Source organism: Nocardioides maradonensis (assembly GCF_054777115.1).
Genome location: NZ_BAAHAZ010000010.1, coordinates 127,003 through 153,728, shown reverse-complemented (window position 1 = coordinate 153,728; position 26,726 = coordinate 127,003). Strand labels below are relative to the sequence as shown.

23 protein-coding genes are annotated in these 26,726 nt (G+C 71.6%); 10 read left to right on the top strand and 13 right to left on the bottom strand.

Annotation, left to right across the window (positions count from 1 at the left end; all coding sequences use genetic code 11):
- Positions 1–58: 58 nt before the first annotated feature.
- From ACYVAQ_RS13865 to ACYVAQ_RS13855, 3 genes are all read left to right on the top strand, one after another.
- Complete coding sequence (locus ACYVAQ_RS13865) at positions 59–1,912, top strand: dolichyl-phosphate-mannose--protein mannosyltransferase (protein WP_460790514.1); 1,854 nt, start codon at positions 59–61, stop codon at positions 1,910–1,912.
- Between the two features lie 148 nt (positions 1,913–2,060).
- A complete protein-coding gene (locus ACYVAQ_RS13860; RefSeq protein WP_460790512.1) occupies positions 2,061–2,420 on the top strand; it encodes a hypothetical protein in 360 nt (119 codons plus the stop codon).
- A 144-nt stretch (positions 2,421–2,564) separates the two neighbouring features.
- Positions 2,565–3,266: a response regulator gene (locus ACYVAQ_RS13855; RefSeq protein ID WP_460790509.1), complete on the top strand. Its 702-nt coding sequence runs from the start codon at positions 2,565–2,567 to the stop codon at positions 3,264–3,266.
- 6 nt (positions 3,267–3,272) lie between these two features.
- Here the strand turns inward: ACYVAQ_RS13855 and ACYVAQ_RS13850 are convergent, their stop codons facing one another.
- The 6 genes from ACYVAQ_RS13850 to ACYVAQ_RS13825 form a co-directional block, all read right to left on the bottom strand.
- Positions 3,273–3,524, bottom strand: a complete 252-nt coding sequence (locus ACYVAQ_RS13850; RefSeq protein WP_460790507.1) for a hypothetical protein — start codon at positions 3,522–3,524, stop codon at positions 3,273–3,275.
- A 64-nt stretch (positions 3,525–3,588) separates the two neighbouring features.
- Entirely contained in the window at positions 3,589–3,840 is a 252-nt protein-coding gene (locus ACYVAQ_RS13845; RefSeq protein ID WP_460790505.1) for a hypothetical protein, read from the bottom strand.
- Positions 3,841–4,007: 167 nt separating this feature from the next.
- Positions 4,008–6,308 carry a methyl-accepting chemotaxis protein gene (locus ACYVAQ_RS13840; RefSeq protein ID WP_460790503.1) on the bottom strand — a complete coding sequence of 767 codons (2,301 nt, stop codon included), beginning with the start codon at positions 6,306–6,308 and terminating at the stop codon, positions 4,008–4,010.
- Positions 6,305–6,781 (bottom strand): chemotaxis protein CheW, encoded by a 477-nt coding sequence (locus ACYVAQ_RS13835; protein WP_460790501.1) that lies wholly within the window; start codon positions 6,779–6,781, stop codon positions 6,305–6,307. The genes ACYVAQ_RS13840 and ACYVAQ_RS13835 overlap by 4 nt, the downstream gene beginning before the upstream one ends.
- A complete protein-coding gene (locus tag ACYVAQ_RS13830; protein WP_460790500.1) occupies positions 6,778–9,051 on the bottom strand; it encodes a chemotaxis protein CheA in 2,274 nt (757 codons plus the stop codon). The genes ACYVAQ_RS13835 and ACYVAQ_RS13830 overlap by 4 nt, the downstream gene beginning before the upstream one ends.
- A 236-nt stretch (positions 9,052–9,287) precedes the next feature.
- Positions 9,288–10,988 (bottom strand): TIGR03767 family metallophosphoesterase, encoded by a 1,701-nt coding sequence (locus ACYVAQ_RS13825; RefSeq protein ID WP_460790498.1) that lies wholly within the window; start codon positions 10,986–10,988, stop codon positions 9,288–9,290.
- A 134-nt stretch (positions 10,989–11,122) separates the two neighbouring features.
- Here ACYVAQ_RS13825 and ACYVAQ_RS13820 point away from each other — a divergent pair, with 134 nt between their 5' ends.
- Positions 11,123–12,244 carry a glycosyltransferase family 4 protein gene (locus tag ACYVAQ_RS13820; protein WP_460790496.1) on the top strand — a complete coding sequence of 374 codons (1,122 nt, stop codon included), beginning with the start codon at positions 11,123–11,125 and terminating at the stop codon, positions 12,242–12,244.
- On the opposite strand, the gene ACYVAQ_RS13815 is transcribed toward ACYVAQ_RS13820, so the two are convergent.
- A complete protein-coding gene (locus ACYVAQ_RS13815; RefSeq protein WP_460790494.1) occupies positions 12,220–13,155 on the bottom strand; it encodes an LOG family protein in 936 nt (311 codons plus the stop codon). The two genes, ACYVAQ_RS13820 and ACYVAQ_RS13815, sit on opposite strands and share 25 nt — an antisense overlap.
- Before the next feature lie 23 nt (positions 13,156–13,178).
- Here ACYVAQ_RS13815 and ACYVAQ_RS13810 point away from each other — a divergent pair, with 23 nt between their 5' ends.
- The 5 genes from ACYVAQ_RS13810 to ACYVAQ_RS13790 are packed head-to-tail and all read left to right on the top strand — an operon-like array spanning position 13,179 to position 17,041.
- Positions 13,179–14,582, top strand: coding sequence for a M1 family metallopeptidase (locus ACYVAQ_RS13810; protein ID WP_460790492.1), 1,404 nt, complete (start codon positions 13,179–13,181; stop codon positions 14,580–14,582).
- Positions 14,583–14,628: 46 nt separating this feature from the next.
- Complete coding sequence (locus ACYVAQ_RS13805) at positions 14,629–14,805, top strand: hypothetical protein (RefSeq protein WP_460790490.1); 177 nt, start codon at positions 14,629–14,631, stop codon at positions 14,803–14,805.
- An 11-nt stretch (positions 14,806–14,816) separates the two neighbouring features.
- Entirely contained in the window at positions 14,817–15,341 is a 525-nt protein-coding gene (locus ACYVAQ_RS13800) for a PH domain-containing protein (RefSeq protein ID WP_460790488.1), read from the top strand.
- A gap of 24 nt (positions 15,342–15,365) precedes the next feature.
- Positions 15,366–16,301, top strand: coding sequence for a co-chaperone YbbN (locus tag ACYVAQ_RS13795; RefSeq protein ID WP_460790486.1), 936 nt, complete (start codon positions 15,366–15,368; stop codon positions 16,299–16,301).
- 5 nt (positions 16,302–16,306) lie between these two features.
- Complete coding sequence (locus tag ACYVAQ_RS13790) at positions 16,307–17,041, top strand: EI24 domain-containing protein (RefSeq protein ID WP_460790484.1); 735 nt, start codon at positions 16,307–16,309, stop codon at positions 17,039–17,041.
- An 82-nt stretch (positions 17,042–17,123) separates the two neighbouring features.
- Here ACYVAQ_RS13790 and ACYVAQ_RS13785 read toward each other — a convergent pair whose 3' ends face one another.
- On the bottom strand, positions 17,124–18,017 hold the full coding sequence (locus tag ACYVAQ_RS13785) for a LysR family transcriptional regulator (RefSeq protein ID WP_460790482.1): 894 nt from the start codon (positions 18,015–18,017) through the stop codon (positions 17,124–17,126).
- 73 nt (positions 18,018–18,090) lie between these two features.
- Here ACYVAQ_RS13785 and ACYVAQ_RS13780 point away from each other — a divergent pair, with 73 nt between their 5' ends.
- Positions 18,091–19,008, top strand: a complete 918-nt coding sequence (locus ACYVAQ_RS13780; RefSeq protein ID WP_460790480.1) for an EamA family transporter — start codon at positions 18,091–18,093, stop codon at positions 19,006–19,008.
- Here the strand turns inward: ACYVAQ_RS13780 and ACYVAQ_RS13775 are convergent.
- Genes ACYVAQ_RS13775 through ACYVAQ_RS13755 form a run of 5 tightly spaced genes read right to left on the bottom strand, consistent with a single transcriptional unit; the run spans position 18,926 to position 26,689 of the window.
- Positions 18,926–19,711 carry an NUDIX domain-containing protein gene (locus ACYVAQ_RS13775; protein WP_460790477.1) on the bottom strand — a complete coding sequence of 262 codons (786 nt, stop codon included), beginning with the start codon at positions 19,709–19,711 and terminating at the stop codon, positions 18,926–18,928. The genes ACYVAQ_RS13780 and ACYVAQ_RS13775 overlap by 83 nt on opposite strands.
- A 22-nt stretch (positions 19,712–19,733) precedes the next feature.
- On the bottom strand, positions 19,734–21,662 hold the full coding sequence (glgB, locus tag ACYVAQ_RS13770) for a 1,4-alpha-glucan branching protein GlgB (protein ID WP_460790475.1): 1,929 nt from the start codon (positions 21,660–21,662) through the stop codon (positions 19,734–19,736).
- Positions 21,655–23,010, bottom strand: coding sequence for a maltokinase N-terminal cap-like domain-containing protein (locus ACYVAQ_RS13765; RefSeq protein ID WP_460790473.1), 1,356 nt, complete (start codon positions 23,008–23,010; stop codon positions 21,655–21,657). The genes glgB and ACYVAQ_RS13765 overlap by 8 nt, the downstream gene beginning before the upstream one ends.
- Positions 23,007–24,692 carry a maltose alpha-D-glucosyltransferase gene (gene treS, locus ACYVAQ_RS13760; RefSeq protein ID WP_460790471.1) on the bottom strand — a complete coding sequence of 562 codons (1,686 nt, stop codon included), beginning with the start codon at positions 24,690–24,692 and terminating at the stop codon, positions 23,007–23,009. The genes ACYVAQ_RS13765 and treS overlap by 4 nt, the downstream gene beginning before the upstream one ends.
- Positions 24,689–26,689: a maltotransferase domain-containing protein gene (locus ACYVAQ_RS13755; RefSeq protein ID WP_460790468.1), complete on the bottom strand. Its 2,001-nt coding sequence runs from the start codon at positions 26,687–26,689 to the stop codon at positions 24,689–24,691. Before ACYVAQ_RS13755 ends, treS begins: the two co-directional genes overlap by 4 nt.
- Positions 26,690–26,726 lie beyond the last annotated feature (37 nt).

Genomic DNA, 26,726 nt, shown 5'->3' with positions numbered 1-26,726 from the left:
CGCCGGACGGCCACGTTCTGGACACGGCGCCAGGGGTTGCGCCCTAGGGTTGTCCTCCGTGACCGCCGTCGAGGACCGCCCGCCCGCCGCGTCGGTGGTCGGCCTCTCGACGAGGGCGGACGGGTCGCCGGTGCCGTCGGCCCGCGAGCGGGCGATCAGCCCGATCCGCCGCCTCTCCGGGCAGCAGCGGCTGGTGGGCTGGCTGGCTCCGATCGGTGTCGCGCTGGTCGCGTTCGGGCTGCGGCTCTACCACCTCGGAACGCCCCGGCTGTTCGCCTTCGACGAGACGTACTACGCCAAGGACGCCTGGTCGCTGCTCAACAACGGCTACATCGAGACCTACAAGGCCGACGCCGACGGGCACCCCAAGACCGACATCAACACCGACATCCTCGCCGGCCACGTGCACAACGTGTGGACCGGCGACCCGTCGCTGGCGGTCCACCCCGACGTGGGGAAGTGGATGATCGCGCTCGGCGAGCACTTCTGGGGCATGGACCCGTTCGGGTGGCGGATCGCGTCGGCCGTCGTCGGCTCGCTGATGGTGCTCGTCATGGCCCGGCTGGCGCGCCGGATGACGGGCTCGACGCTGCTCGGCTGCGTGGCCGGCGTGCTGCTCATGGTGGACGGCCTGGAGTTCGTGCTGTCGCGGCTCGCGCTGCTCGACATCTTCCTGGGGTTCTGGCTGCTGTGCGGGGTGGCGTGCGTCGTTGCCGACCGCGACTGGCACCGAGCCCGGCTGGCACGACGGCTGGAGCCGGCGTACGACATCGCGCTGGCACCGATCGTGCCGGCCTCGTCCGCGCCGGTCCGCTGGGTGCAGAGCGCCCTGCGGGCGGGATGGCTGCTGGGCCGGCGGTTCCGGCGGTTCTGCCGCCGGACGGTCGTCGTGCGGCCGTGGCTGCTGGCCGGCGGGGTCTCGTTCGGCCTGGCGTGCGGCTCGAAGTGGGACGCGGCATACTCGCTCGCGGCCTTCGGGGTCCTGTGCGTGGTGTGGAGCATCGGCGCGCGGCGCTCGCTGCGGCTGCCGCTGTGGTTCCTCAAGGGCCTCCTCGACGGGATCCCCGCGTTCCTCTCGCTCGTGGTCCTCGCGTTCGTCGTGTACGTCGCGACCTGGGCGGGCTGGATCGCGCACGCCGGCCAGTACGAGGAGCACCTCAGCGCCACCCAGTACCGGCAGTTCACGGGCGGCGGCCACTGCAACAAGGACCACGACTTCGTCGACTACAACACCGACCCGAACAAGAAGTGGCCCACGGCGCTGGCCGAGGGCGAGCACCGGCCGACCGGTCTCGCCGGCTTCGAGCGGTCGCTGCGCTCGCTCTGGTACTACCACCAGGACGTCTACACGTTCCACACGCACTTCCTGAACTGCGCGACGCACTTCTACCAGTCGAAGCCGTCGAGCTGGCTGCTGCTCAACCGGCCGGTGGGCGTGGCCGTCACCAACGACATCAAGCCCGGCACCGACGGCTGCGAGGCGGCCGCCGGCGACACCTGCATCCGGCAGGTCCTGCTGCTCGGCAACCCGGTCGTCTGGTGGGGCGGCTGCCTGGCCCTGCTCGCCGCCGTCGCGCTGTGGGTCGGCGCCCGGGACTGGAGGTACGGCGTCGCCGTGGTCGGCACCCTGGTCACCTGGCTGCCGTGGCTGCACTTCGACAACCGGCCGATCTTCATCTTCTACGCGATCGCGACGCTGCCGTTCATGGTGCTGGCGCTGACGCTGCTGATCGGCCAGCTGATCGGGCCGAGCCGGCTGCCGTCGTCGCGGCGGACGACCGGGGTGGTGGTCGGCGGCGCCTACGTGATCCTCGCGCTGCTGTGCTTCGCGTGGTTCTGGCCCATCTACACCAACGGGCTGATCACGCACTCCCAGTGGCTGGAGCGGATCTGGTTCTCGCGCTGGATCTGAGCCGTCGGCTCCTGCTCGGATATCCGGAACCGAAAATACCGATCGAACATCTCACGAGAGGACTAAGGTCCTAGTAACAGCTGCCGATCGGACCCGTTGAGCACAGCAGGACGGCCACGCCGAGGCCCCTCGCTCACTGGGAGGAACCATGCAGCAGATCAGCACCCCGCTGACCCCGTTCACGATCCGTAGCGGGTCGCTGCGCGTGAGCCACGTGGCCTCGGGCCTCCCCCGCGGACTGGACCACGGCGAGCACGTGCTGGTGCACGACCCGGTCTCCGGGATCGACCACACGGCCGTCGTCGCCGACGTCGACTTCGAGCTCGAGGACACGACGTACCGTCTCGAGCTGGGCAGCCGGATCAGCGCCGAGCAGGCGGCCGACTGGTCCCGGCCGGACGGGTCCCTGCCCGCCGACTGGGTCACCACCAGCGACATCGTCGAGCTGCTCGGCGCCCTGCGGAAGAGCTCGGCGAGCGTCGAGACGGCCTTCGCCGAGCTGGTCTGAGGGCCGATTTCGGCGTACTCGCCGGTAGGCATCCACCGACCGGACCGAGCGCATAGTCCGAACGGGCGATACCGCACAAGTCGTCCGCCCAGACCTCTCCCGGACCCGGTCCTGGGACCCATTTCCGTAGGCAGAATCAGGTCCGTGGAATCCAACCCTGTCCGCGTCTACCTCGTCGACGAGCACGAGATCGTACGCCGCGGCATCACCAGCCTGTTCGAGACCGCCGACGACCTCGTCGTCGTCGGCCAGTCCGGCAGCTACGCGCGCGCCCTGCCCGAGATCCTCGAGCTGCGGCCCGACGTGGTGATCCTGGACTCCCAGCTGTCCGACGGCAGCGGCATCGAGCTGTGCCGTGAGATGCGGGCGGTCGACCAGGACATCAAGGGCCTGGTCCTCACCGCCCAGGACGATCCCGACGCGATCTCGGCCGCGATCCTCGCGGGGGCCTCGGGCTACGTGCTCAAGCGGATCGAGGGCGCCTCGCTGGTCAGCGGTGTGCGGCTGGTGGCCGGCGGCCACTCGCTGATCGACCCGACCGTGGCGGCGCGGGTGCTGGAGCAGATGGAGCTGCAGAAGCGCTCCCTGGACGTCATCTGCGAGCTGACGCCGCAGCAGCGACGGATCTTCTTCCTCATCGCCGAGGGGCTCACCAACCGGCAGATCGCCGAGAAGATGTTCCTCGCCGAGAAGACCGTCAAGAACCACGTCACCGGCCTGCTCGCCCGGCTCGGGCTCGAGCACCGCACCCAGGCGGCCCTGCTCGCCGTACGGCTCCGCGAGTCGCAGACGCCCGCCGCCCCGAGCGGACAGGCCCCCGGCGACCGGATCGCGTCCGCCGTCTGACCCTTGTCAGGCGGGACCGTCCCGGAAGCCCCGGGCGGAGTCCTGCTCCGAGGTGTGCTCGTGCAGCACCTCGGTCGATCGCGCCCGCTCCTCCGGGTGCTCCAGACCCTCGGCGATGCGCTCCGGGACGTCGTGGCGCACCTCCTGGGAGCGGCGCCGGTCGTACACGAAGGCCCCCACCATCAGCGCGCCGACCACCAGGACGGCGAAGACGGCGAACACGATCGTCGAGGCGCTGGAGCTCATCAGGCTGGTCATGGGTACGCAGTACCCACAACGGGCTCGCGGACGCGGGGGCAGCCCGCCGGGGCTGCCCGACCCCTCAACCCGCGTCCGACGCGCCGTGCCGACGGTTCGGGTCCGGTGCCAGGTGGACCTCGATGTGAGCGGGCCCGCGGGCCTGCTCCACGCGCTCACGGGCGTCGCGGGCGGCGTCGATCCGCTCCGGGATGCTGTCCTGGACGTCCTTGACCCGGCGCCGGTCGATCACGAACGCGCCGGCGAGCATCACGCCGATGAAGAGGAAGGCGAACAGCGCGAAGACGACCGTCGCGCTGACGCTCGAGCTGCTCATGGCGCCCCGTACCCGGCGTACCGGTGGGCATGCGCGAAGGCCCCCGCGAGCCGAGCTCGCGGGGGCCTTGCGATGCCGTACCAGACCCCTCGGGCACGGCGGTTCGGGCCGGCGACCGGACGACTCGGGGGGCGTCGTACGTCCGGCCGCCGGGGGTCAGGACTGCGTCACAGCCGGAAGCGGGAGACCAGGTCCTTGAGCTCGCCGGCCATGCCGGTCAGCTCGGTGGCCGACGTCAGGGTGTCCTCGGCACCCGAGCGCGTCTCGGCGGCGGCGGTCGCCACCTGGGTGACGTCCTCGGCGATGCCGTTGGCACCGGCGGCCGCCTCGGTGACCGAGCGGGCGATCTCGTTGGTCGTCGCCGTCTGCTCCTCGACCGCGGAGGCGATCGTGGACTGGATGTCGTTGATCCGGGCGATGACCTCGGTGATCCGGCTGATCGCCGACACCGCTCCCTGGGTGTCGGACTGGATGGCCTCGATCTTCTGGCCGATCTCCTCGGTGGCCTTGGCGGTCTCCTTGGCCAGCTCCTTGACCTCGTTCGCGACCACCGCGAAGCCCTTGCCGGCGTCGCCGGCGCGCGCCGCCTCGATGGTGGCGTTGAGGGCGAGCAGGTTGGTCTGCTGGGCGATCGAGGTGATCACCTTGATGACCTGGCCGATCTCGGCGCTGGACTCACCCAGCGAGGCCACGGTGCCCTGCGCCTCGGAGGCGACGGTCACGGCGTCGGTGGCCACGGTGGCCGCCTCGGTGGCGTTCTTGGCGATCTCCCGGATCGACGCGGTCATCTCCTCGGCGGCGGTGGCGACGGTCTGGATCGACGCGGAGACCTGGACGGACGCGGACGACGCCGACCCGGCCCGGTCCGAGGTCATCGCGGCACCCTGCCCCATGCCCTGGGCCAGCCCGGTGAGCTGGTCGGCCGCGGCGGCGAGCGTCTCCGCCGTACCGCCGATGTTGCCCATCGAGCTGCGCAGGGTGGACATCAGCGTGCGCAGGCCCTGGGCCACCTGACCGACCGCGTCCTCGCCCTCGATGTCGAGCTCGCGGGTGAGGTCGCCGGCCGCGGCCGCCGAGACGACGTCGAGGATCATCTGGACCTTGGTGGCCAGGTCGGCCGCGGCCTCGCGCTCGGACGCCTCGCGACGGATGCGCTCGATCGCCTGGGAGACCAGCCGGCCGACGTTGCGCAGGGCGGCGAGCCGCTGCTCGCTCGGCTCCAGGGTCACGGTGGCGAAGAAGTCCATCGTGCCGACGACCTCCCCGCCCACCATGATCGGGAAGCAGACGCCGGACTTCACGCCGACCGCCTGGGCGACGGGCGCCCGCACGCAGTCGGTCATCTCGCCGATGTCCTGGGTGAAGTAGAGGTCCCGCTGCGCCCAGGCCCGGCCGGAGAGACCGACACCCTCGGCGAACGAGGCGCTCAGCGTCACCGCCCGGAACTCCGGGCCGGCGTCACCGGACTCGCGGTCGAACCTGAGCAGCCGGTCCGCCGGGTCGACGGTCCAGTACGAGCCGTAGGCCCAGCCGAACTCGCCGCGCACGGTGTCGAGCGCGGTCTGCACCGCGGCGTCGACGTCGCTCGCCGCCGACAGGCTGGAGAGCAGCTTGTTGACCGCCGCCGTGTCCGCCTCCGCCTCGGCCCGGAACTGCTCGTCACGCAGCCGGTCGGTGATGACCTCCCAGGTCGCCATCGCACCGATGTAGGCGCCCTCGTTGTCGTGGATCGGGCTGACCAGGAGGTCGAGCGTCTCCGGACCGACCTTGATGTTGGCGCGGCGCGGCAGCTGCTTCTCGTCGGCCAGGATCCCGCGCTGGTACGACGGCGTCTTGTGGAAGATGTCGAGGCTCGAGCCGACCACGTCGTCGGCCTTGACCGGCAGGTGGGCCTCGAGCTTGCGCAGCGTCTCCAGCGACGTCGGGTTCATGTAGCGGATGACGAACTCGCGGTCGGCGAACATCATGTTCGTCGGCGAGTTCTCCATCATCGAGCTGACCTGCGCGACGCGCTTCTCCAGCTCGAGCTTCTCGGTGACGACGTCCCAGGTGGCCATCGCGCCGACGTACTCGCCCAGCTCGTCGCGGATCGCGGCGACGTTGAGGTCGAGGGTCTCGGGGCCGACGTGGATGTAGGCCCGGCGCGGGAGGTGGTCCGAGGTGGCGAGCAGGCCGCGCTGGTAGGCGGGGTTCTTGTGGAAGACGTCGAGGTTCGAGCCGACGACCTGCTCGGGCGTCACGGGCAGGAACTCGCGCAGCTTCTCCAGGCCCTCCATCGTCGCGCGGTTGACGTAGGTGATGGTGAAGTCACGGTCGGCGAGCATCACCCGGGTCGGGATCGAGTCCAGGACGTCGGGCAGGCGGGACAGGTCGACAGCCGCCGGTACGCCGGCGGGCTCGGCCTTGCTGCGCGAGGACGGGCGGGTCGCGCCGTTCGCGGACGCCGGGCTGTTGAGGGTCTCGGTCACGGTTTTCCTCCGCTGGTGTCGAGCACGGTCGAGACGTCGACCGCACGGTCTGCGTCCAGGACGAGCAGGATCGTGTCGGCCAGGGGACGGACCCCGGAGACGACCTCCTGCAGCTGGAACGGCATGTTCGAGGGGACCGGCTCGGGTTCGATGCCGGCGGTGTCGATGACGTCGCCGATGTCGTCGACGAGGATGCTGACCACCTCGCCACGGCTGCGCACGATGACGTTCATCGGCAGGATGTCCGGGTCGCGCGGCGGCAGGCCGAGGCGCACCCGGAGGTCCACCGCGGTCACGATCTGACCGCGCAGGTTGATCAGGCCGGTGACGGCCTCGGCGGCGCGGGGCACCGGCGTCATGGGCTGGGCCCGGAGGACCTCCTGGACCTCGGCGACCGAGACGCCGAAGAAGAGGTCGTCCACCCAGAAGGTGCAGAACTGCTCCAGCGTGGGAGCGACGGCGGCGGTGCTCATGCGGCTCCTCCTGCCCGGGCCACGACGGCGGCCAGGTCGACCAGGTCGGTGACGCGGTCCTGGACGATGGCGCTGCCGAGCACGCCGGCCCGGCGGCCGACCTCGGTCGGGACGACGGACGTGTCGACCACGTCGAGGACCCGGTCGATGACGATGCCGACCGCGCCCTCCTCCCGCTCGTGGACGACGACGCTGAGCTGCTCCTGCAGGTGGCTGGTGTCGGGCAGGCCGATCGCGGCGGCGAGCCGGACGAGCGGCAGGATGCCGTCGCGGTACTGCACCACCTCGGCCACTCCGGACCGCTCGATCCGGTCGACGGCGAACTCCTCGAGCCGGGCGACCGCACCGAGCGGCAGCGCCGCGCGGCGGCCCTCGGCGACCTCGAGCACCAGCAGCGACGCGTGGTCGGCGGTGACCTCTGTCCTCGTGTCGGTCGTCTCGGCGACCACGCTCCCGATGCCGGCCTCCGCGCCCATCCCCGCGACGTCGAGGATCAGCGCGACCCGGCCGTCGCCCATGATGGTCGCGCCGGCGTACATGCCGAGCGACTTGAGCTGGCGACCGATCGGCTTGACCACGATCTCCTGGGTGTCGTGGACCTCGGAGACGCACAGCCCGAAGCGGGTGTCGTCGGACTGGAGCACGACGACGGTGAGCGCCTCGGCCTCCTCGGCGGATCCGCCGAGGGCCTCGGCGAGATGCACGAGGGGCAACAGCCGTCCACGCAGACGCAACACGGGCGCGCCCGCCAGGTGCTCCACCTGGCGGCGCAGGTCCTCACCCTCGAGCCGGACGAGCTCGACCAGGTTGGCCTGCGGGATGGCGTAGCGCTCGGCGCCCTCCCCCACGACGAGCGCCGGGATGATGGCCAGCGTCAGCGGGATGCGGACCCGCACCGTCGTACCGCGGCCAGCGTCGCTCTGCAGGTCGACGCTGCCGCCGATCCGCTCGATGTTGGTGCGGACGACGTCCATGCCGACGCCGCGACCGGAGATGTTGGAGACCTCGGTGGCGGTGGAGAAGCCGGGACGGAAGACGAGGTTGAGGATCTCGCGGGTGTCCATCCGGGCGAGCTGCTCGCGGGTGGCCACACCTCGCTGGAGCGCGACGGCCGCGATCCGCTCCGGGTCGATGCCCTTGCCGTCGTCCTTGATCTCGACGACGACCTGGCCGGACTCGTGGAAGGCCCGCAGCACCAGGGTGCCCTTGGCGGTCTTGCCCGCGGCGACGCGCTCGGCGGGTAGCTCGATGCCGTGGTCCATGGAGTTGCGGACCAGGTGGGTGAGCGGGCCCTTGAGCGCCTCGAGCAGGCTGCGGTCGAGCTCGGTCTCGTGGCCCTCCATGACCAGCTCGACCTCGCGGCCCAGCTGGTGGGCGAGGTCGCGGACGACCCGCGGCATCTTCGACCAGACCTGGCCGATCGGCTGCATGCGGGTCTTCATGACCGACTCCTGCAGCTCGCTGGCCACCAGGTCGAGGCGCTGGCTGGCGCGGACGAGCTCGACGTCCTCGGCCGCGAGCGTGCGCTGGAGCAGCTGGTTGCGGGTCAGGACGAGCTCACCGACGAGGTCGACGAGCGTGTCGAGCAGGTCCACGTCGACGCGGACCGAGGCGTCGACGACGGTACGCCGGTCCGTCCCGTCCCAGGACTCGGCGGAGTCCGGGGTCTGGACGCCGCGTCGCTCGACGCCGTCCCAGGCGTCGTCGGCCGCAGGCTCGTCCGCGGCTGCCTCCTCCACTGCGACCGGCAGCGCCGGCGCGCACCCGTCCGGGGACACGGTTGCCGGGGCGCCGACCTGGATGGGGTCGTCGACGCTGCCGGTCGCAGGGGTGGGCGCAGGCTCGATCGGGGTGGTCGTCGTGCCGGGATCGCCGGCGAGCAACCGCTCGATCACCTGCACCACGGGAGCGACCTCGACCGATGGGTCGGTGTCGGCTCCCGTACGTTCGATCGCCTCGAGCAGGGCGCGGGTCGCGTCGACCATGTGCAGCAGGGCCTCGGCGATCTCCGGGGACATCTGCTCCACACCGTCGCGCAGCCGCGACAGCAGCGTCTCGCCGACGTGCGTCAGCTGCTCGAGCCGGTTGAAGGCGAGGAAGCCGCTCGTGCCCTTGATCGTGTGGATCGTGCGGAAGATGCTCGAGAGCAGCTCACGCGACCCGGGCTCGCGCTCGAGGTCGACCAGGTCGCGGTCGAGCTGGTCGAGGTTCTCGTGGGACTCCACGAGGAACTCGGCGATGATCTCCGCGTCTTCGTCGTTCTGGGCCACAGCGTCCCTCCCTTCGCAGCCTCTGATCGGCTGCGGGGAGGGACGTCTGAGTGCTCGCGGTGACGAGCTGTGCGCGAGGGCATGGCTCCTTACTCACCGCCTACTACGCGACGTTTCCGACTCGATGCGGCTGCGTTGGAGCCGCTCGACGTGCGATCCAGCATGCCGTCGCGTCTCCGCCTTGCCGCATCGGCCGCAAACGCCGCCCGCTACGGCGCTGAGTAAGGAGACATGCCCTAGAAGTCGGCGGGGCGCCCGACGAGGAGCTCGGTGTTGCGGGCGTTCGCCAGGCCGGCGTGCGCGGCCAGGTCGGTCTGCGGGTCGTTGGCCGAGAGCTCGCGCGACAGGCTGGCGAGGGTGAGCGTGCTGCTCAGGTCGCCGCCGTACGACGCCGGGCCGGCGTGGTCGAGGATCGTGGTGAAGATCGACAGCGTGCCGTCGTTGTTGTCGGCCACCTCGATGATCCGCGCCTGCTGCGGGTAGTCGCAGTGCGAGGCGGTGTTGATCTCCCAGAAGCCGCCCGACCCGTCGGAGCGGGCGTGCACGAAGATCTGGTTCTTGTGGGTGTGGCCGTTGACCCACGCGATGACCCGGGGCTGGGTGAGCAGGTAGTCCACGACCGCCGGCCCCAGCACGCGCGGCAGCGCGAGGTCGCCGCCGGTGCCGACCAGCGGGTTCTCCATCGTGTCCGAGGTGTGGTGGCTGTAGACGATGACCGCCTTGCCGGCCGCGCCCTCGACGGTGGCCTGCAGCCACGCCAGCTGGGTGCTGTCGATCGAGCCGTCGTCGTACCCGTTGGGGTTGACGGTGTCCATCACGACGTGGCGGAACCTGCCCGCGTCGAAGAAGTAGTACGCCGTCCCGTCGGCCCTGTTGGCGGCGGTGAACCCGTGGCCCACCGGCGCTCCCGTGGTCGTGAAGTGCTCCGCGACGATCTCCTGGCGGGTGACGGTGCGGCGGTTGAGGTCCGGCGTCACGAGTCGGACGTACGGCGACAGCACGAGCCCGCCCACGAGCGCGTCGACGTTCAGCCCGGTCAGCGCCGTCTGCAGGTCCGTGTCGGACAGGCCGGTCGGCGGCGAGATGATCTTGAGCAGCCCGGTGCCGAGCAGCGAGGTCGGGATCGTGTGCGGGAAGTTGCCCTGCATCAGCCCGTCGTGGTTGCCGAAGCAGGTGTACCAGGGGATCTGGAGACCCGGCGCCGTGAAGGGTCGCCGCGCGGCGTCGAGCAGGCCGTTGACGGTCGGGAAGCCGTGCTGGGTCTTGTACTGGTCGGCCTGCTTGCCGAGCGGGACGCTGCCCGGGTGCCAGTAGTGGCCGTCGTAGTAGCCGGTGTTCTGGTCCATCACGCCCTCGTAGGCGGAGGTCGAGCCGCTGTCCGGCCGGACCGTGCCGCCGTCCAGGATGTCGATATTCCAGCGCACCTCGTTGTACTGGCAGTTGTCGGAGTTGTCGCCGGTCTCGATCGCGAAGGAGAAGGGCAGCCCCGTCACCGGGCCGTGCCGCTGGGCGTTCACCGCCTGCACCATCGCGTCCGCGACCTGCGCCGTGAGCATCTCCTGCGGTCGGTACGACGAGGAGAACAACCCCGTCGTCTCGACCCGGTCCACCCACTCCAGGCGCCCGGGGGACTGGTGGTCGACGACGTGCACGTCGCTGAGCTGCACGAACGACAACAGCGGCTTGCGGTTGTCGGCGCGGCCGGCACCCGCCGCGACGCCGAGGTCGGTCCGCACGATCCGCGGCTCGCCCGCGGCGGGCACGATCGTGCGGTAGCCGAGCGCGTTCGCCGGGCCGAGCGCGTAGGTCTGGGAGGCCGTGGTGCGGGGCGCCACGGCGGCCTGGGCGAGCGAGGGCTGGGAGACGACCTTGCCGACCGCGGCTGCGGCGCCGAGGGCCGCGCCGGCACGGAAGAGGTCGCGACGGGAGAGGGTCACAGGGGAAACCAACCACAGGATGCGACGCGCGTCACGCGAATCGGGCAACCGCCGATCGGCCGTTCACCCGCCGTCCACCGGACACACCCGGAGGCGAGAGCCACCGTTCCGACGTGGTCCCTAGCGTCCGAGGCATGGTCAGAGTGCTGGTCGTCACCGAATCGTTCCTCCCGCAGATCAACGGCGTCACGAACTCGGTCCGCCGGGTCCTGGAGCACCTCGCGGCCGAGGGGCACGACGCGGAGCTCGTCGCGCCGACCGGGCCGGCGACGTACGCGGGCTTCCCGATCACCCGTGCCCGGGGCGCGAACCTGCCGTTCTACAAGGACTTCCGGATCGGCCTGGAGACCCAGCGCCGGCTGCGAGCGGTGATGCTCCGGTTCCGGCCCGACGTCGTGCACATCGCCTCGCCGGCGACGCTCGGCTACCAGGCGGCGCGGGCGGCGCGTGAGCTCGGCATCCCCACCGTCGCGATCTACCAGACCGACCTCGTCGGCTTCGCCGAGCGGTACGACGTCCCCGGGGGCGCGCGTGCCGCCGCGGCCCTCACGCGTCGGATCCACACCCAGGTCGACCGCACGCTCGCGCCGTCCAGCGCGAGCATCGCGCAGCTGGAGGAGCTCGGCGTGCCCGAGGTCCACCGCTGGGCGCGGGGTGTCGACACCGTGCTCTTCCGCCCGTCGGCCCGCAGCGAGGAGCTGCGGGCCGCCATCGCGCCGGGCAAGAAGCTGGTCGGGTACGTCGGCCGCCTGGCCGCCGAGAAGGAGCTCGACCTGCTCACCGCGATCGCCCACGACCCCGGCCACGCACTGGTGCTGGTCGGCGGTGGTCCGGAGGAGCAGCGGCTGCGCGCGCTGCTCCCGGACGCGCACTTCCTCGGCCTGCTGCATGGCGAGGAGCTCGCGCAGGCCTACGCCTCGCTCGACGTGTTCGTCCACACCGGCCGGCACGAGACGTTCTGCCAGTCGGCCCAGGAGGCGCTGGCCTCCGGCGTACCCGTCGTCGCGCCGCGCAACGGCGGACCGGTCGACGTGGTCGCGGACCGGGTCGACGGGTTCCTCTACGCCCCCGGCGACCGGCGAGCCCTGCACCGGATCGTCACCACGCTGGTCGCCGACGACGCGATGCGCGCCCGGATGGCTGCTGCCGGGCTGGCCAAGGTGCAGGGGCGCACCTGGTACGCGATCAACGAGCAGCTCATCGGGCACTACCTCGCGGTGATGGGGCCGGGTCAGTCGCTGCGCATCGCCAGCTGACCGAGGACCTCCGCTGCCTCGTCGACGGAGTCGACGAGGTGGATGTGCGGCTCCATCGGCCGCCCCTTCGCGAGGGCCTGCAGCAGCGGCCATGCGGGCAGCGTCTCGGTCCAGTAGCGCCGGCCCACCAGCACCATCGGGGCCACGTCGGCCTCGGCGGCGTAGTAGTTCTCGCAGGCGTCCTGGAAGATCTCCTGGACGGTGCCGCCGACGCCCTCCATGAACACGATCCCGGCGCTGCAGATCTGCAGCAGGATCGCCTCGCGCAGCGCGTTGCGGAAGTACTTCGCGATCGCCGTGGCGAACAGGTTCGACGGCTCGTGCCCGTAGAACCAGGTCGGTACGCCGAGCGAGGGCCGGTCCGACGGGAACCGCTCGCACACCTGCCGGGCCCGCGCGACCCACTCGTCGATCGACGGCCGGAAGCCCGGGGTGTGCGCCAGGATGCGGCTCGCGTCGGTGACCGTCTCGGCGGGCAGGCCGGCCAGCCGCGCGCCCAGGTTGGCGGCCTCCATCGCCCCCGGCCCGCCGCCGGTCGCGACGACGTGGGTCGCGCCGAGCAGGTGGCCGAGCCGGGCCGTGTCGTCGTACGCGTCCTGCCCGCGCTCGACCGCGTGGCCACCCATCACCCCGACCAGCGAGCGGCCCTGGATCCACGCGGCGAGGGCCGCGTCGATGGAGCCGTCGTGCAGCACCATGGCCAGCGCGCCCTCGGGGCGGACCGGCTCGCGGGACCAGGCGTAGGTGCGGGCGTCCAGCGAGTCGGCGTACGGCTCGGCGTCGTACAGGTCCCGCGCGGTGTAGAGCGTGGTGCGGTGCGGGTCGAAGGGGACCGCCAGCTGCTGGGCGACCTGGGCGTCGGTCGCGGTCGGCGGACGCATCCGGATGCGGTGGCCGCGGGTCTTCCTCACCCGCGACAGCGTAGTTTGGGCGGGTGCGCAGACTCCTGGTTGGTGCGGTGGCGGCCGCGATGTTGCTGAGTGGGTCGGTGGCCTCGGCCACGACCACGACCCCTGTGGCCGGGTCGGCGGGGATCGGCGATCCCTACTTCCCGCTCGACGGCAACGGCGGCATCGACGTGCTGCACTACGACATCGCGGACACCTACGACTTCGGGACCTCCCACCTGTCGGGCACGACGACGATGCGGATCCGGGCGAAGGAGGGGCTGTCGGCCTTCCACCTCGACTTCCTGCTGCCGGTCACGGCAGTGCGCGTCGACGGCGTGCGAGCGGGTCTCAGCCGGCCCCAGCGGCACGAGATCGTCGTGACACCCACGTCGCCCATCCCGCGTGGCGAGCGCTTCACCGTGACCGTGACGTACGCCGGCTACCCCCGTCGGTACTCCTACGCGAACGAGAGCAACTGGCGGCTCTCCTCGAGCTCCTCCGAGGTCGTGGCGATGAACGAGCCGCACATGGCGCCGTGGTGGTTCCCGTCGAACGACCACCCGGCCGACAAGGCGACCTTCGACGTGTCGATCACCACCGACAGCGCGATGCAGGTGATCGGCAACGGCACCCGGGTCTCCCGCGCAACGGACGGCAGCCTCGCGACCACGCATTGGCGCGAGAGCAAGCCGATGGCGACCTATCTGGCCTTCTTCGCGGCGGGGCACTTCACCGTCCGCACGGGGACGTCCGCCGCCGGCATCCCGTGGACCACGGCCGTGTCGAACGGCCTCGGCTCCGCCGACGCCGCCCGTGGCCGGCAGCTGATGAGCCAGAGCGGCGCGATCACCGACTGGCTGCAGAAGGAGCTCGGCACCTACCCGTTCGACTCGACGGGCGGCGTGGTCACCGACCTGCAGCCGGGGTTCGCGCTCGAGAACCAGACGCGGCCGACGTACCCGGGCAGCTGGATCGACCACACCACGGTGGTGCACGAGCTCGCCCACCAGTGGTTCGGCGACAGCGTCTCGATCCGTCGGTGGCAGGACATCTGGCTGAACGAGGGGTTCGCGACGTACCTGGAGCACCGGTGGCGCGAGGCGCACGGCGGTGCCTCCACGCGCCGCTGGCTGCACAACGCGTACGCCGCCGAGTCGCCCTCGTTCTGGGACTTCTCCGTCGCCTCACCGGGCGTCAGCCACATCTGGGACGCGCAGGTCTACCAGCGGGGTGCGATGACCCTCGCCGCGTTGCGCGACCGGATCGGGACGGCCGATTTCCGCACCGTGCTCCGGTCCTGGGTCGCTCAGCACCGCTACGGGCACGGCACGACGGCCCAGTTCCAGGCCCTCGCCACGCGCGTCTCCGGGCAGCGGCTCGGGGGCTTCTTCACGGCCTGGCTGGTCACCCCCCAGCGTCCCGCACGCACGGCGGCCAACGGCTGGTGAGCGCGCCTCCCGCGTGACGGGAGTGATTGCTGTTAGACAGGGGGTCATGGACGCCAAGAAGCTCATCGGTGTCGTCATCGTCGTTTTTCTCGGGTTCTGGATGTTCACCGACCCGAACGGACTGGCGGTCACCGCGAAGGAGGCCGGCTCCCACGGCTGGCACCTGGCGACGCAGGCGTTCACCGGCATCATCGACTTCGTCGGTGCCTTCTCGAAGAAGTGAGCTGACCCGCTGTGGGTCTCCTGGACGCGGTCACCGATCCCGGGATCGGCAAGCACCTGCTGCGTGACGAGGGCGAGGTCATCGTCGACGAGGTCTGCAAGCACTGGATGGCCTACGTGCGGCCCGCCGTCGAGTCCGCGCTTGGGGTGGTCGTGCTGGTGCTCAGCACGGTCGTGCCGGTGCAGGTGGCGTGGGTGCTGCTCGTGGTGGCGTTCGGCCTGCTCGCGCACGCGACCTGGCTCGCGCTGGGCGCGAAGCGGGACCGGTTCGTCATCACCAACATGCGGGTCTTCCGCGTGCACGGGGTCCTGTCCTCCCAGCTGGCCACGATGCCGTTGAGCCGGATCCTCGACATCACCGTCACCAAGCCGCTGCTCGGCCGGCTGCTCGGCTACGGGCACTTCGTCTTCGAGTCGGCCGCGCAGGACCAGGGTCTGCGCGACATCCGGTACGTCGGTCGCCCCGACGAGCGTGATCTCGCGATCCAGCGGGTCGTCCAGCGGGCGGGCCTGCGCGGCCCCCGCATTCCCAACTGACCCGACCTCAATAGACTCGGCGGCATGACGCAGCAGCCGTTCTCGCGCCCCGGCGCGATCGACCTGTCGGGGCTCAAGCGGACCAGTGCGCCGGCGCCCACGAGCACTCCCGGAGCCGGCGCGGCCGGCTCGTCGGCGTACTCCGTCGCGGTGACGCCGGAGAACGTCCAGACAGTCCTGGAGTCGTCGATGACGGCTCCGGTGGTCCTGGTGTTCTTCTCCAGCGGCCAGGTGCCGGAGAGCGTCGCGTTCGCCGACGACGTCGCCCGGGTGGCCGACGAGTACGACGGCCGCTTCCTCGCCGCCAAGGTCGACGTCGACCTCAACCCGCAGCTCGCCTCGGCGCTCCAGGTCCAGCAGGTGCCGCTGATGCTCGTGCTCGTCGAGGGCCAGCCGGCGACCCAGCCGATCCCGGGGGCAGCGCCGATCGACGACATCCGCGCCATGTTCAACCAGCTCGCGCAGCAGCTCACGGCCTCGGGGCTCACCGGCCGCCACCAGCCGCTCAGCCAGGCCGGCCCGGCCGAGGACGGCGAGGAGCCGCAGGTCGACCCGCGCTACGCGCCGGCCCAGGAAGCGCTCGCCGCCGGCGACATCGACACCGCGGTGGCGGAGTACGAGAAGCTCGCGAGCGCCAACCCCGCCGACGCCGAGGCGGCTGCCGGCCTGGCCATGGCCAAGGTGCTGCAGCGCACTCGCGGCGTCGACCTCAACGAGGCGCGCGCGGCTGCCGCGGCGGCACCCGACGACGTCGACGCGCAGATCATGGTCGCCGACCTGGACATGCTCGGCGGCCACGTCGAGGACGCCTTCGCGCGGCTGGTGGAGCTGGTCCGGCGTACCTCCGACAAGGAGCGGGACCGCGTCCGCGAGCACCTGCTCGGCCTTTTCGCGGCGGTCGGCAACGACGACCCGCGGGTCCTGAAGGGTCGCCAGGCCCTGGCCTCCGCGCTGTTCTGATCCCGGTGCTGACCGGCTTCGGGCACGGCGTCGCGCTGCTGCTCCGCGGGCAGGGCCTGTGGCGCCGCCGCCCCGGGCTGATGCTGCTCGGCCTCGTGCCGGCCGCCCTGGTGGCGGTCGTGATGGCGGCGCTGCTGGTCACCCTGCTCCTGTACGTCGACGACCTGGTCGGCTGGGCCACGCCGTTCGCCGACGGCTGGGCGTCGGCGGTGCGCTCGGTCTTCCGTGCCGCCCTCGAGGTGGTCGCGGTGCTCGGCAGCCTGCTGCTGTTCGTCGTGTCCTTCACCGGGCTCACGCTCGCCGTCGGCGACCCGTTCTACGAGCGGATCTGGATGGCCGTGGAGCACGAGGTCGGGGGAGACGTGCCCGAGCGCGGCGTCGGCTGGCTGCGGGGCGCGCTGGACGGTCTGGTGCTCGTCCTCTACGGCATCGCCGCCTCGGTCGTGGTCTTCCTGCTCGGGCTGCTGCCCGTGGTCGGCGCGGTGGTCGGTGCGGTCCTCGGCGTGGTCGTGTCCGGCCGGATGCTGGCCGGGGAGCTCGTCTCGCGGCCGCTCGAGGCCCGCGGCATGGACCGGGCGGCGCGTGCCGCCCTGCTGCGGTCCCGTCGTGGAGAACTGCTCGGCTTCGGCGTCGGGGTCCAGCTGTGCTTCCTGGTACCCCTCGGCGCGATCCTCGTCATGCCCGGTGCGGTGGCCGGCGCGACGTACCTCGCCCGCGAGGCCCTGACCGCGAATCCGTAGTTGTGGTCGACCGAATCGCCAGTTTCGGTCGACCACAAGGCCGGACTCGCGTGACCACAAGGCCGGATTCGCGCGACCAGAGCTAGGAACTCGCGGGGAGGGCGGTGAGGACGGCCCTGATCGCGGGGTCGGCGGCCATGCTGCGGCGGTGCAGGGCGTCGATGAGGCGGACGGGTTGGGGGTCGCGAACCTCGACGGCGACGACGTCCGGGCCGAGCGCGGCCCGGCCGAGGCGGGGGATGAGCGCGACGCCGAGACCGGCGGCGACGAGGGCGAGGTGCGACTCGAACTCCGCCGACACGTGGGCGATCCGCGGTGGGCGGCCGGTGCCGTCGTACATGCGGTGCAGCCACTGCCGGCAGATCGTGCCCTCGGGGGTGGCGATCCAGTCGACGTCGACGAGGTCGTGCGCTGTCACCCGCCGGCGCGTTGCCAGCGGGTGGTCGTGGGGCACGATCAGGTCGGCCAGGTCGCGCGCGACGGGGTGCGTGCTGACGTGCTCGGGTACGGCGAGGGGTACGCCGCCCCAGCGGTGCACGATGCCGATCTCGGCCTGCCCGCCGGCGACCAGGTCGACGGTGTCCCAGGGCTCACGCTCGTCGATGACGAGGTTCAGGTCGGGGTGCGCGTCCCGCAGCCGGCGTACGACGGGAGCGACCAGCCCGCGCACGCCGGTCGAGAACACGGCCAGCCGGACCCGTCCGCTCACCTCGCCCGCGCTGGCGCGCAGGTCGGACTCGAGCTCCTCCAGGTCGGCCAGCACCCGCTGCCCCGCCTCGACTAGGTAGCGGCCCTGGCTGGTCAGCATCACGCCGCGGCCCACCCGCTCCAGCAGCGGTACGCCGGTCTGCCTCTCCAGCCGCTTGACCTGCTGCGACACGGCGCTGGGTGTGTAGCCGGTGGCGGTCGCGGCGGCGATCACCGAGCCGGTGTCGGCGACCGCCCGCAGGGCCGCGAGGGCGTCGAGATCGATCATGCAGCAACGCTACATGAAGATGCGCACTTCTATTCGCTGGTGCTGCATGGACGTCAGCGCCGAGGATGGATTCATGAGCCGACGCGACTGCCTCCTCGCCACCCTCGTCGCCGCCATCTGGGGCGTCAACTTCGTGGTGATCGACTGGGGGATGGGCGCGGTGCCACCGCTGGTCTTCGTGGCGATCCGCTTCACCGCGGTGCTCGTGCCCGCCGTCCTCCTGATCCCGAAGCCGGACCTGCCCTGGCGCACGATCGTCGGCGTCGGCGCGTTCATGTCGCTGGGCCAGTTCGCCTTCCTCTACGTGGCGATGGACCGCGGCATGCCGCCCGGGTTCGCCGGTCTCGTGCTGCAGGCCCAGGTGGTGCTGACCATCCTGATCGCGGCCGTCGTCCTCAAGGAGCGGCCGACGGCCGCCCAGGCCATCGGGGTCGCCCTCGGCGTCACCGGCCTGGTCGTGGTCGGTCTGGGCCGTGGCGGCCACGTCCCGCTCGTCGCGCTGGTGCTGTGCCTGCTGGGCGCGCTGATGTGGGCGATCGGCAACGTCGTGTCGCGGGCGTCGGGCGCCACCGGCGGGCTCGCGCTGACCGTCTGGTCGGCGCTGGTGGTCCCGGTCCCCGTGCTCGTCCTCGCGGTGGCCCTGGACGGCCCGCACACCGTGGCCGTCGCCTCCCACGCGTTCGGCGTCAAGGCCCTGGTCTCGACGCTGTACACCGCGGGGCTGGCCTCGCTGACCGGCTACGCCATCTTCAACGGCCTGCTCGCCCGCAACCCCTCCTCGGCCGTCGTGCCGTGGGTGCTGCTGGTGCCGCCGGTCTCGATCGGCTCCGCCTGGCTGCTGCTCGGCGAGCGGCCGTCCGTGGCCGAGCTCGCCGGCGGCGCGCTGCTGGTCGTGGGGGTGCTGGTGACTATGCGCCCCGCCCCGACTCGGTGTAGCGAGGACCGGACGGGTCCAGCGCGGCCAGTGCCGAGCGGATCCGCCGCGCGGTGAAGTCGGTCGCGCGCTCGTCGATCTCGGCGAGCGAGAGGAACGCCGCCTGACGGATCTCCCGGGCCTGGGGCACGATCTGCTCCACGATGGACGACGGCTGCGTTCCGCCGTCGAAGACCAGGCACAGCGCGTCGTCCCAGCCGCCCCAGGGCGGCAGCCAGTCGGTGAGCAGCAGCGGGCCTGGCTCGATGGTGAGGGCGAGCTCCTCCTCGACCTCGCGGCCGACGCCGAGGCGCGGGGACTCACCCACCTCGATCACGCCGCCGGGGAGGTCCCAGTCGGTCTTGTAGGTCAGGTTGCACAGCAGCACGTGCGGGTCGTCGGCGGGTGCATCAGCCGAGCGGATCAGCATCTGGCTGATCCCGCGCTTGCGCGGGAGGAAGGCGTTGAGGATCGCCCGGAAGCCGCCCGGCTCGTGCACGGGGATGTCGTCGGCGAGCCGCCCGTAGACGACCAGGTCGCCGGTGACCCGGCGCTCGACACCCTCGCGACGCAGGCCCGACCAGGTCGCGATCCGGTTCGCCTCGTCGTCGTCGGCGGGCACCTTGGCCTCCACGCGGTGGTGGTTGCTGAGCGCCTCGGCCACCTGGCGGCGTACGACGTCCACGGCGGCCTGCCAGCCCCGCTCGGCGAGCTCGGGCGACCAGCTGATCCGCGCGACGCCGTCGTCGACGGTGCGGTGGTCCGCGGAGTGCTCGGTCACGGCCCCACCCTATGCGGCGGGGTCAGGCCGGTCGCAGCCAGAGCGTCGTGAGCGGCGGCAGCACCACGTCGGCGTACGCCGGGAGCCCGCCGGGCGCCCGGGACGCGAGCTCGGACGCGGCGACGGCGGTGACCCGGCCGAGGTTGCCCCGCCCGCCGCCGTCGTACGCCGACGCGTCGGTGTTGAGCACCTCGACCCAGGTGCCGGTCGACGGCAGCGCGAGCCGGTAGGAGCTGTGCTCGCTCCCCGAGAAGCTGGACACGCAGACGAGCTCGCTGCCCTGGTGGTCGAGCCGGCGGAACGCGAACACGTTGGCGCCGGCGGCGTTCGCGTCGATCCACGCGAACCCGTCGGGCTCGTTGTCGCGCTGCCAGAGCGGGGGCTGGGCGGCGTACACGCTGTTCAGGTCGCGCACCAGCGCCTGGACGCCGGCGTGACCCGCCCGCTCGAGGATCCACCAGTCGAGCTCGCGCGCCTCGGCCCACTCGCGCTCCTGGGCCAGCTCGGTGCCCATGAACACCAGCTGCTTGCCGGGGTGCGCCCACTGGTAGGCCAGGTAGGCGCGCAGCGTGGCCAGCTGCTCCTCCCGTGAGCCGGGCATCTTCGCGACCAGCGACCCCTTGCCGTGCACGACCTCGTCGTGGCTGAGCGGCAGCACGTAGTTCTCGGCGTGCGCGTAGGCGAGGGTGAACGCCATCTCGCCGTGGTGGTGCGCGCGGTGGATCGGGTCGTGCTCGAGGTAGCGCAGCGTGTCGTGCATCCAGCCCATGTTCCACTTGAAGCCGAAGCCGAGGCCGCCGGTCGAGGTCGGCTGCGTGACGCCGGGCCAGGCGGTGGACTCCTCGGCGATCGTGACGACGCCCGGCACCCGCTTGTAGACCGTCGCGTTGACCTCCTGCAGGAAGCTGACCGCCTCGAGGTGCTCGTGCCCGCCGTACTTGTTGGGCACCCACTCGCCGTCCTTGCGGGCGTAGTCGAGGTAGAGCATCGAGGCGACCCCGTCGACGCGCAGCCCGTCGGCGTGGAACTCCTCGGCCCAGTAGATCGCGTTGGACACCAGGAAGTTGCGGACCTCGTGGCGGCCGAAGTTGAAGATGTAGGAGCCCCACTCGGGGTGCCAGCCGCGGCGCGGGTCGTCGTGCTCGTAGAGGGCGGTGCCGTCGAAGCGCGCGAGCGCCCACTCGTCGGTGGCGAAGTGACCGGGCACCCAGTCCAGGATGACGCCGATGCCGGCGCGGTGCAGCGCGTCGATCAGCCGGCGGAGCCCGTCGGGGTCGCCGAACCGGCTGTCGGCCGCGAAGTAGCCGGTCACGTGGTAGCCCCACGACCCGCCGAACGGGTGCTGCATCACCGGCATCAGCTCGACGTGGGTGAACCCCAGCCCGGAGAGGTACGCCGGCAGGTCGGCCGCCAGCTCGTCGTAGCTCCAGAACGAGCCGTCCGGGTGGCGCTTCCAGGAGCCCAGGTGCATCTCGTAGACCGACATCGGCTCGTGCACGGCCGACCGGCGCGCGCGCCGCTGCAGCCACTCCTCGTCGTGCCAGACGTGGCTGCTCTCGAACACCTTCGAGCTGTGGGCGGGCGGCACCTCGGCGTACGTCGCGAACGGGTCGGCCTTGTGCCGCCACACGCCGTCGGCGCCCTCGACGACGTACTGGTACGTCGCACCGGAGCCGACACCGGGCACGAACGTCTCCCACACGCCCGACCCGTCGAGGAGCCGCAGGGGCGTGGCGTTGCCGTCCCAGCCGTTGAAGTCGCCGACGACCCGCACCGACCGGGCGTTCGGCGCCCAGACGGCGAACGAGGTGCCGACGACCGGGTCGCCGTCGGCGCCGGGCAGGGACCGGACGTGCGAGCCCAGGACCTGCCAGAGCTGCTCGTGGCGGCCCTCGCCGACCAGGTGCAGGTCGATCTCGCCGAGGGTGGGGGCGAAGGTCTGCTCAGGCATCGCCCACCCCCGCCAGCCGGGCCAGCGCCCCGAGCGGGAGGTCGAGCCACCCCGGTCGGTTGCGGGCCTCGTAGAGGCACTCGTACACGGCCTTGTCCGCGACGTAGGCGGTCACGATCGCGTCCTCCTCGGGGGTCAGCTCGCGGGCGGGGATCAGGGTGGCCGGGTCGCCGCCGGTGTACGCCGCCAGGAAGGCGACCTGGTTGCGGTGCGCCCACTCCCGCGCGCCCTCGAGGCGGGCCGCCTGCAGCTCGGGCTCGTCCTGCTCCTGCTCGGCGGGGAACAGCGCGTGGGCGGCGTAGTCGAAGGATCGGAGCATCCCGGCGACGTCGCGCCAGGGGGTGTCCGGCCGCAGCCGCTCGGGCAGCGGCTTGGCCGGCTCGCCCTCGAAGTCGACCAGCTTCCAGCCCACCACCGTGCGCAGTGTCTGGCCCAGGTGCAGGTCGCCGTGGATGCGCTGGACGGCGAGGTCGCCGATCCCGAGCAGGGCGTCGTACCGGTCCTGGAGGGCGGAGACGAAGGGGTCGAGCTGGGGCACCACCGCGGCCGTCGAGGCGAGCCGCGCGCGCATGCCGGCGACGACGTCCGCGGCGGGAAGGGTGCTCGTCGGGAAGGCGTCGCGCAGCTGCTCGTGGACCTCGGCCAGCGCCGCCCCCAGCCGCGCGGCCTCGCCGGCGAAGTCGCCGCCGAGGTCGCCGACCCGGAGGTGCTCGCCGGTGTGCATCTCGGCCTCGGCGTACAGGCTGCGCACGCTGGCCAGGGCCAGCTCCCAGCCGTCGGTGGCGGTGCGCAGGAACTGCTGGAGGAGCGCCAGCTGCAGGGTCTCGCCGTCGGTGACCTCGAGCCAGCCGTAGAGCTCCGCGACGTGCGTCGAGCCGGCCTCGGTGAGCGCGCGGTGCGTGGAGATGTCCGGGTTCTCGCCGGGGGTGACCTTGCGGAAGATCTTGAGCGCGGCATCCTCCCCGAACAGCACGGTCGAGTTGGACTGCTCCCCGGAGAACGCCGAGGCCAGCACGTCGTCGCCCAGCTCGGGCCAGCCCGCGAGCCGCTGCCAGTCGGCGCGGACCAGGACGTGCATGGCGGCGGAGTCGTGGACCGCGTCGTACGCCGTGCGCCCGTCCGGCCACTGTCCGACCATCGCGTGGTCGAGGCGCGGCTGCTGCTCGTCGTACAGCGCGAACGGCAGCTGGTAGAGCTCGACGTCGCCGTCGTCGTAGGTGACCTCGACGAGCAGCAGCACGACCTCGGGGTCGCCGGCCAGCCTCGCGGCCTCCCGTCGTCCGGTCACCGTGAACGTGCGGCCCTTGCCGCCGAACCAGCGACTGCGGGCCAGGAAGTCTTCGATCACAGGACGGGCCTCCCCGAGGGGTCGGGATGGGTGAGTCGGAACCAGTAGAACCCGTACCCGCTCAACGTCAGGAGATACGGGAGCTCCCCGACGGGCGGGAAGGGGACGCCGCCGAGGAGCTCCACGGGGACGCAGCCGACGAAGCGACGCAGGTCGAGCTCGACCGGCTGCGGGAACCGCGAGAGGTTGTTGACGCACAGGATCGAGTCGGTCTGGCCGGTCGCGGGATCGGTGTGCTCGCGGACGTAGGAGAGGACCGACGGGTTGGAGCCGCCGAGGTCGGTGAAGCTGCCCAGGCCGAAGGCGTGGTGCTGGCGGCGGGCGTGCACCATCCGCTGGGTCCAGTGCAGCAGCGAGGACGGGTTCTGCAGCTGCGCCTCGACGTTGACGGCCTCGTAGCCGTGGACGGGGTCCTGGATCACCGGCAGGTGCAGCTTGCCGGGCGTCGCGGAGGAGAAGCCGGCGTTGCGGTCCGGCGTCCACTGCATGGGGGTGCGTACGCCGTCGCGGTCGCCCAGCCAGATGTTGTCGCCCATCCCGATCTCGTCGCCGTAGTAGAGGACCGGCGAGCCGGGCAGCGACAGCAGCAGCGCCGTGAACAGCTCCATCCGGTTGACGTCGTTGTCGAGCAGGGGAGCGAGGCGGCGGCGGATGCCGATGTTCGCCTTCATCCGCGGGTCCTGGGCGTACTCGGCCCACATGTAGTCGCGGTCCTCGTCGGTGACCATCTCCAGGGTCAGCTCGTCGTGGTTGCGCAGGAAGATGCCCCACTGGCAGCCGTCCGGGATGGGCGGGGTCTGGTCGAGGATCTCCGAGATCGGGTAGCGCGACTCCCGGCGTACCGACATGAAGATGCGGGGCATCACCGGGAAGTGGAAGGCCATGTGGCACTCGTCGCCGTCGCCGAAGTACTCCACCACGTCGGTCGGCCACTGGTTCGCCTCGCACAGCAGGACCCGGCCGGGGTAGTGGTCGTCGACGTACTTGCGGACCTTCTTGAGGAAGGCGTGGGTCTCGGGCAGGTTCTCGCCGTTGGTGCCCGGGCGCTCGTAGAGATAGGGCACGGCGTCCAGCCGGAAGCCGTCCAGGCCCAGGTCGAGCCAGAACGACATCGCCTCGAGCATGGCGTCGTGGACCTTGGGGTTGTCGAAGTTGAGGTCGGGCTGGTGGTGGAAGAAGCGGTGCCAGTAGTACTGCTGGCGGACCGGGTCCCAGGTCCAGTTCGACGGCTCGGTGTCGACGAAGATGATCCGCGCGTCCTGGTAGAGCTCGTCGGTGTCGGACCAGACGTAGAAGTCGCCGTACGGGCCGTCGGGGTCGCTGCGCGAGGCCTGGAACCAGGGGTGCTGGTCCGAGGTGTGGTTCATGACGAAGTCGATGATCACCCGGATGCCGCGCTCGTGCGCGGCCGTCACGAAGTCGCGGAAGTCCTCGATCGTGCCGATCTCGGGCAGGATCGCGGTGTAGTCCGCGATGTCGTAGCCGCCGTCACGCAATGGCGAGGCGAAGAAGGGCGGCACCCACAGGCAGTCGACGCCCAGCCAGGACAGGTAGTCGAGCTTCTCGGTCAGGCCCTTGAAGTCGCCGGTGCCGTCGCCGTCGCTGTCGCGGAAGCTGCGGACCAGCACCTCGTAGAAGACGGCGGTGCGGAACCACTCCGGGTCGTCGTGGTCGAGCGTCACGGCAGCGACCTCACCGTCAGCACGTGGGCGGGCTCCACCGCCGGGTCGAGGCGCACCCAGCTGTGCTCGCTCCAGGTCCAGTCCTGGTCGGTGAGCTCCTCGTGCACGTGGAAGGTGGCGCCCGGGGGCAGGCCCAGCGCGTCGAGGTCCAGGTGGACGGTGCCCTCGTGGGCGGCGTGCGGGTCGAGGTTGAGCACCACGAGCACGACGTCGTCCCCCTCGTCGGTGGTCGAGCCCGTCGAGACCTTGGAGAAGCAGAGCAGGTGCTCGTCGTCGGTCGGGTGGACCGTGAGGTTGCGCAGCAGCTGCAGGGCCGGGTGGGTGCGCCGCAGCTCGTTGAGCCGGGTCAGGTACGGCGCCAGCGAGCGCCCCTCGGCCTCGGCGGCGTCCCAGTCGCGGGGCCGCAGCTGGTACTTCTCCGAGTCGAGGTACTCCTCGCTGCCCGGCCGGACGGCCACGTGCTCGTACAGCTCGTAGCCGGAGTAGACGCCCCAGCTCGGCGAGCCCAGGGCGGCGAGCACCGCACGGATCTTGAACGCCGCGGGTCCGCCGTACTGCAGGAATTCGTGGAGGATGTCGGGGGTGTTGACGAAGAAGTTCGGCCGGATCCGGTGCGCCGACTCCGTGCTGACCTCGCGCAGGTAGTCCTCGACCTCCTCCTTGTCGACCCGCCAGGTGAAGTACGTGTACGACTGGTGGAAGCCGATCGAGCCGAGGGTCTGCAGCATCGGCGGCTTCGTGAACGCCTCGGCGAGGAACAGCACGTCGGGGTCGGTCGCGCGGATCTCGCCGAGCAGCCACTCCCAGAAGTCGACCGGCTTGGTGTGCGGGTTGTCGACGCGGAAGATGCGCACGCCGTGGTCCATCCAGTAGCGGACCACGCGCAGGATCTCGGCCCGGATGCCCTCGGGGTCGTTGTCGAAGTTGAGCGGGTAGATGTCCTGGTACTTCTTCGGCGGGTTCTCCGCGTACGCGATCGAGCCGTCGATCCGGGTCGTGAACCACTCCGGGTTGCTCGTGACCCAGGGGTGGTCCGGGGCGCACTGCAGCGCGAGGTCCAGCGCCACCTCGAGGCCGAGGTCGGTGGCGTGCTCCACGAACGCGTCGAAGTCGTCGATCGTGCCGAGCTCGGGCGCGACGGCGTCGTGGCCGCCGTACCTGCTGCCGATGGCCCACGGCGACCCGGTCCAGTCCGCCGGTGTCGGCTCGCCGTCGGGGAGGACGGTGTTGTTCGGCCCCTTGCGGTTGACCTCGCCGATCGGGTGGATCGGCGGCAGGTAGACCACGTCGAAGCCCATCGCCGCGATGGCGTCCAACCGCTTGGTCGCCCCCGCGAATCCGCCCTCGGAGCGCGGGAAGAACTCGTACCAGGAGGAGAACAGGGCACGCTCGCGATCGGCGTACGCCGGTAACGGGCCGGCCACCGTGACCAGCTCGCGCAGCGGGTGGGCGCGCAGCGCGGCGACCACCTCGGGGGAGGTGAGCACCGCGAGCCGGGCCAGGGCAGGTCGCCCGGTGTCCTCGCAGGCCGCGATCGCCGCCGTGATCGCCGCCCTGTCGTTGGTCGAGTAGCCGCGAGCGCCAGCGAGCGGCGTATCGAGACCCGCGGCCACCCGCCGCAGGAGCGCGTCGCCCTCGGCGAACATCAGCTCCACGTCGATGCCGGCCCGGATCTTCACCTCGGCGGCGTGGTGCCAGGTCGCCACCGGGTCGGACCACGCCTGGATCTCGAACTCCCAGTCGCCGGGCGCGTCCGGCGTCACCCACGCCTGGTAACGGTCGACCGTGTGCCGGTCGACGGCGGGCAGCTGCTCCATCCGCACCGGCGGTCGACGGGTGCCCCCGGGGTCGACCAGCACGACCTCCGCGCCGAGCCGGTCGTGGCCCTCGCGGAAGATCGTGGCGGCGACGGGGAACGGCTCGCCGACGGCGGCCTTCACCGGCCGCCCCTCACCGAGAACGGGCGTCACATCGGTCACGGGGATGCGTCCGACCATGCACCCAGCCAAGCGGGCCCGGTCCGTCGGGACAAGG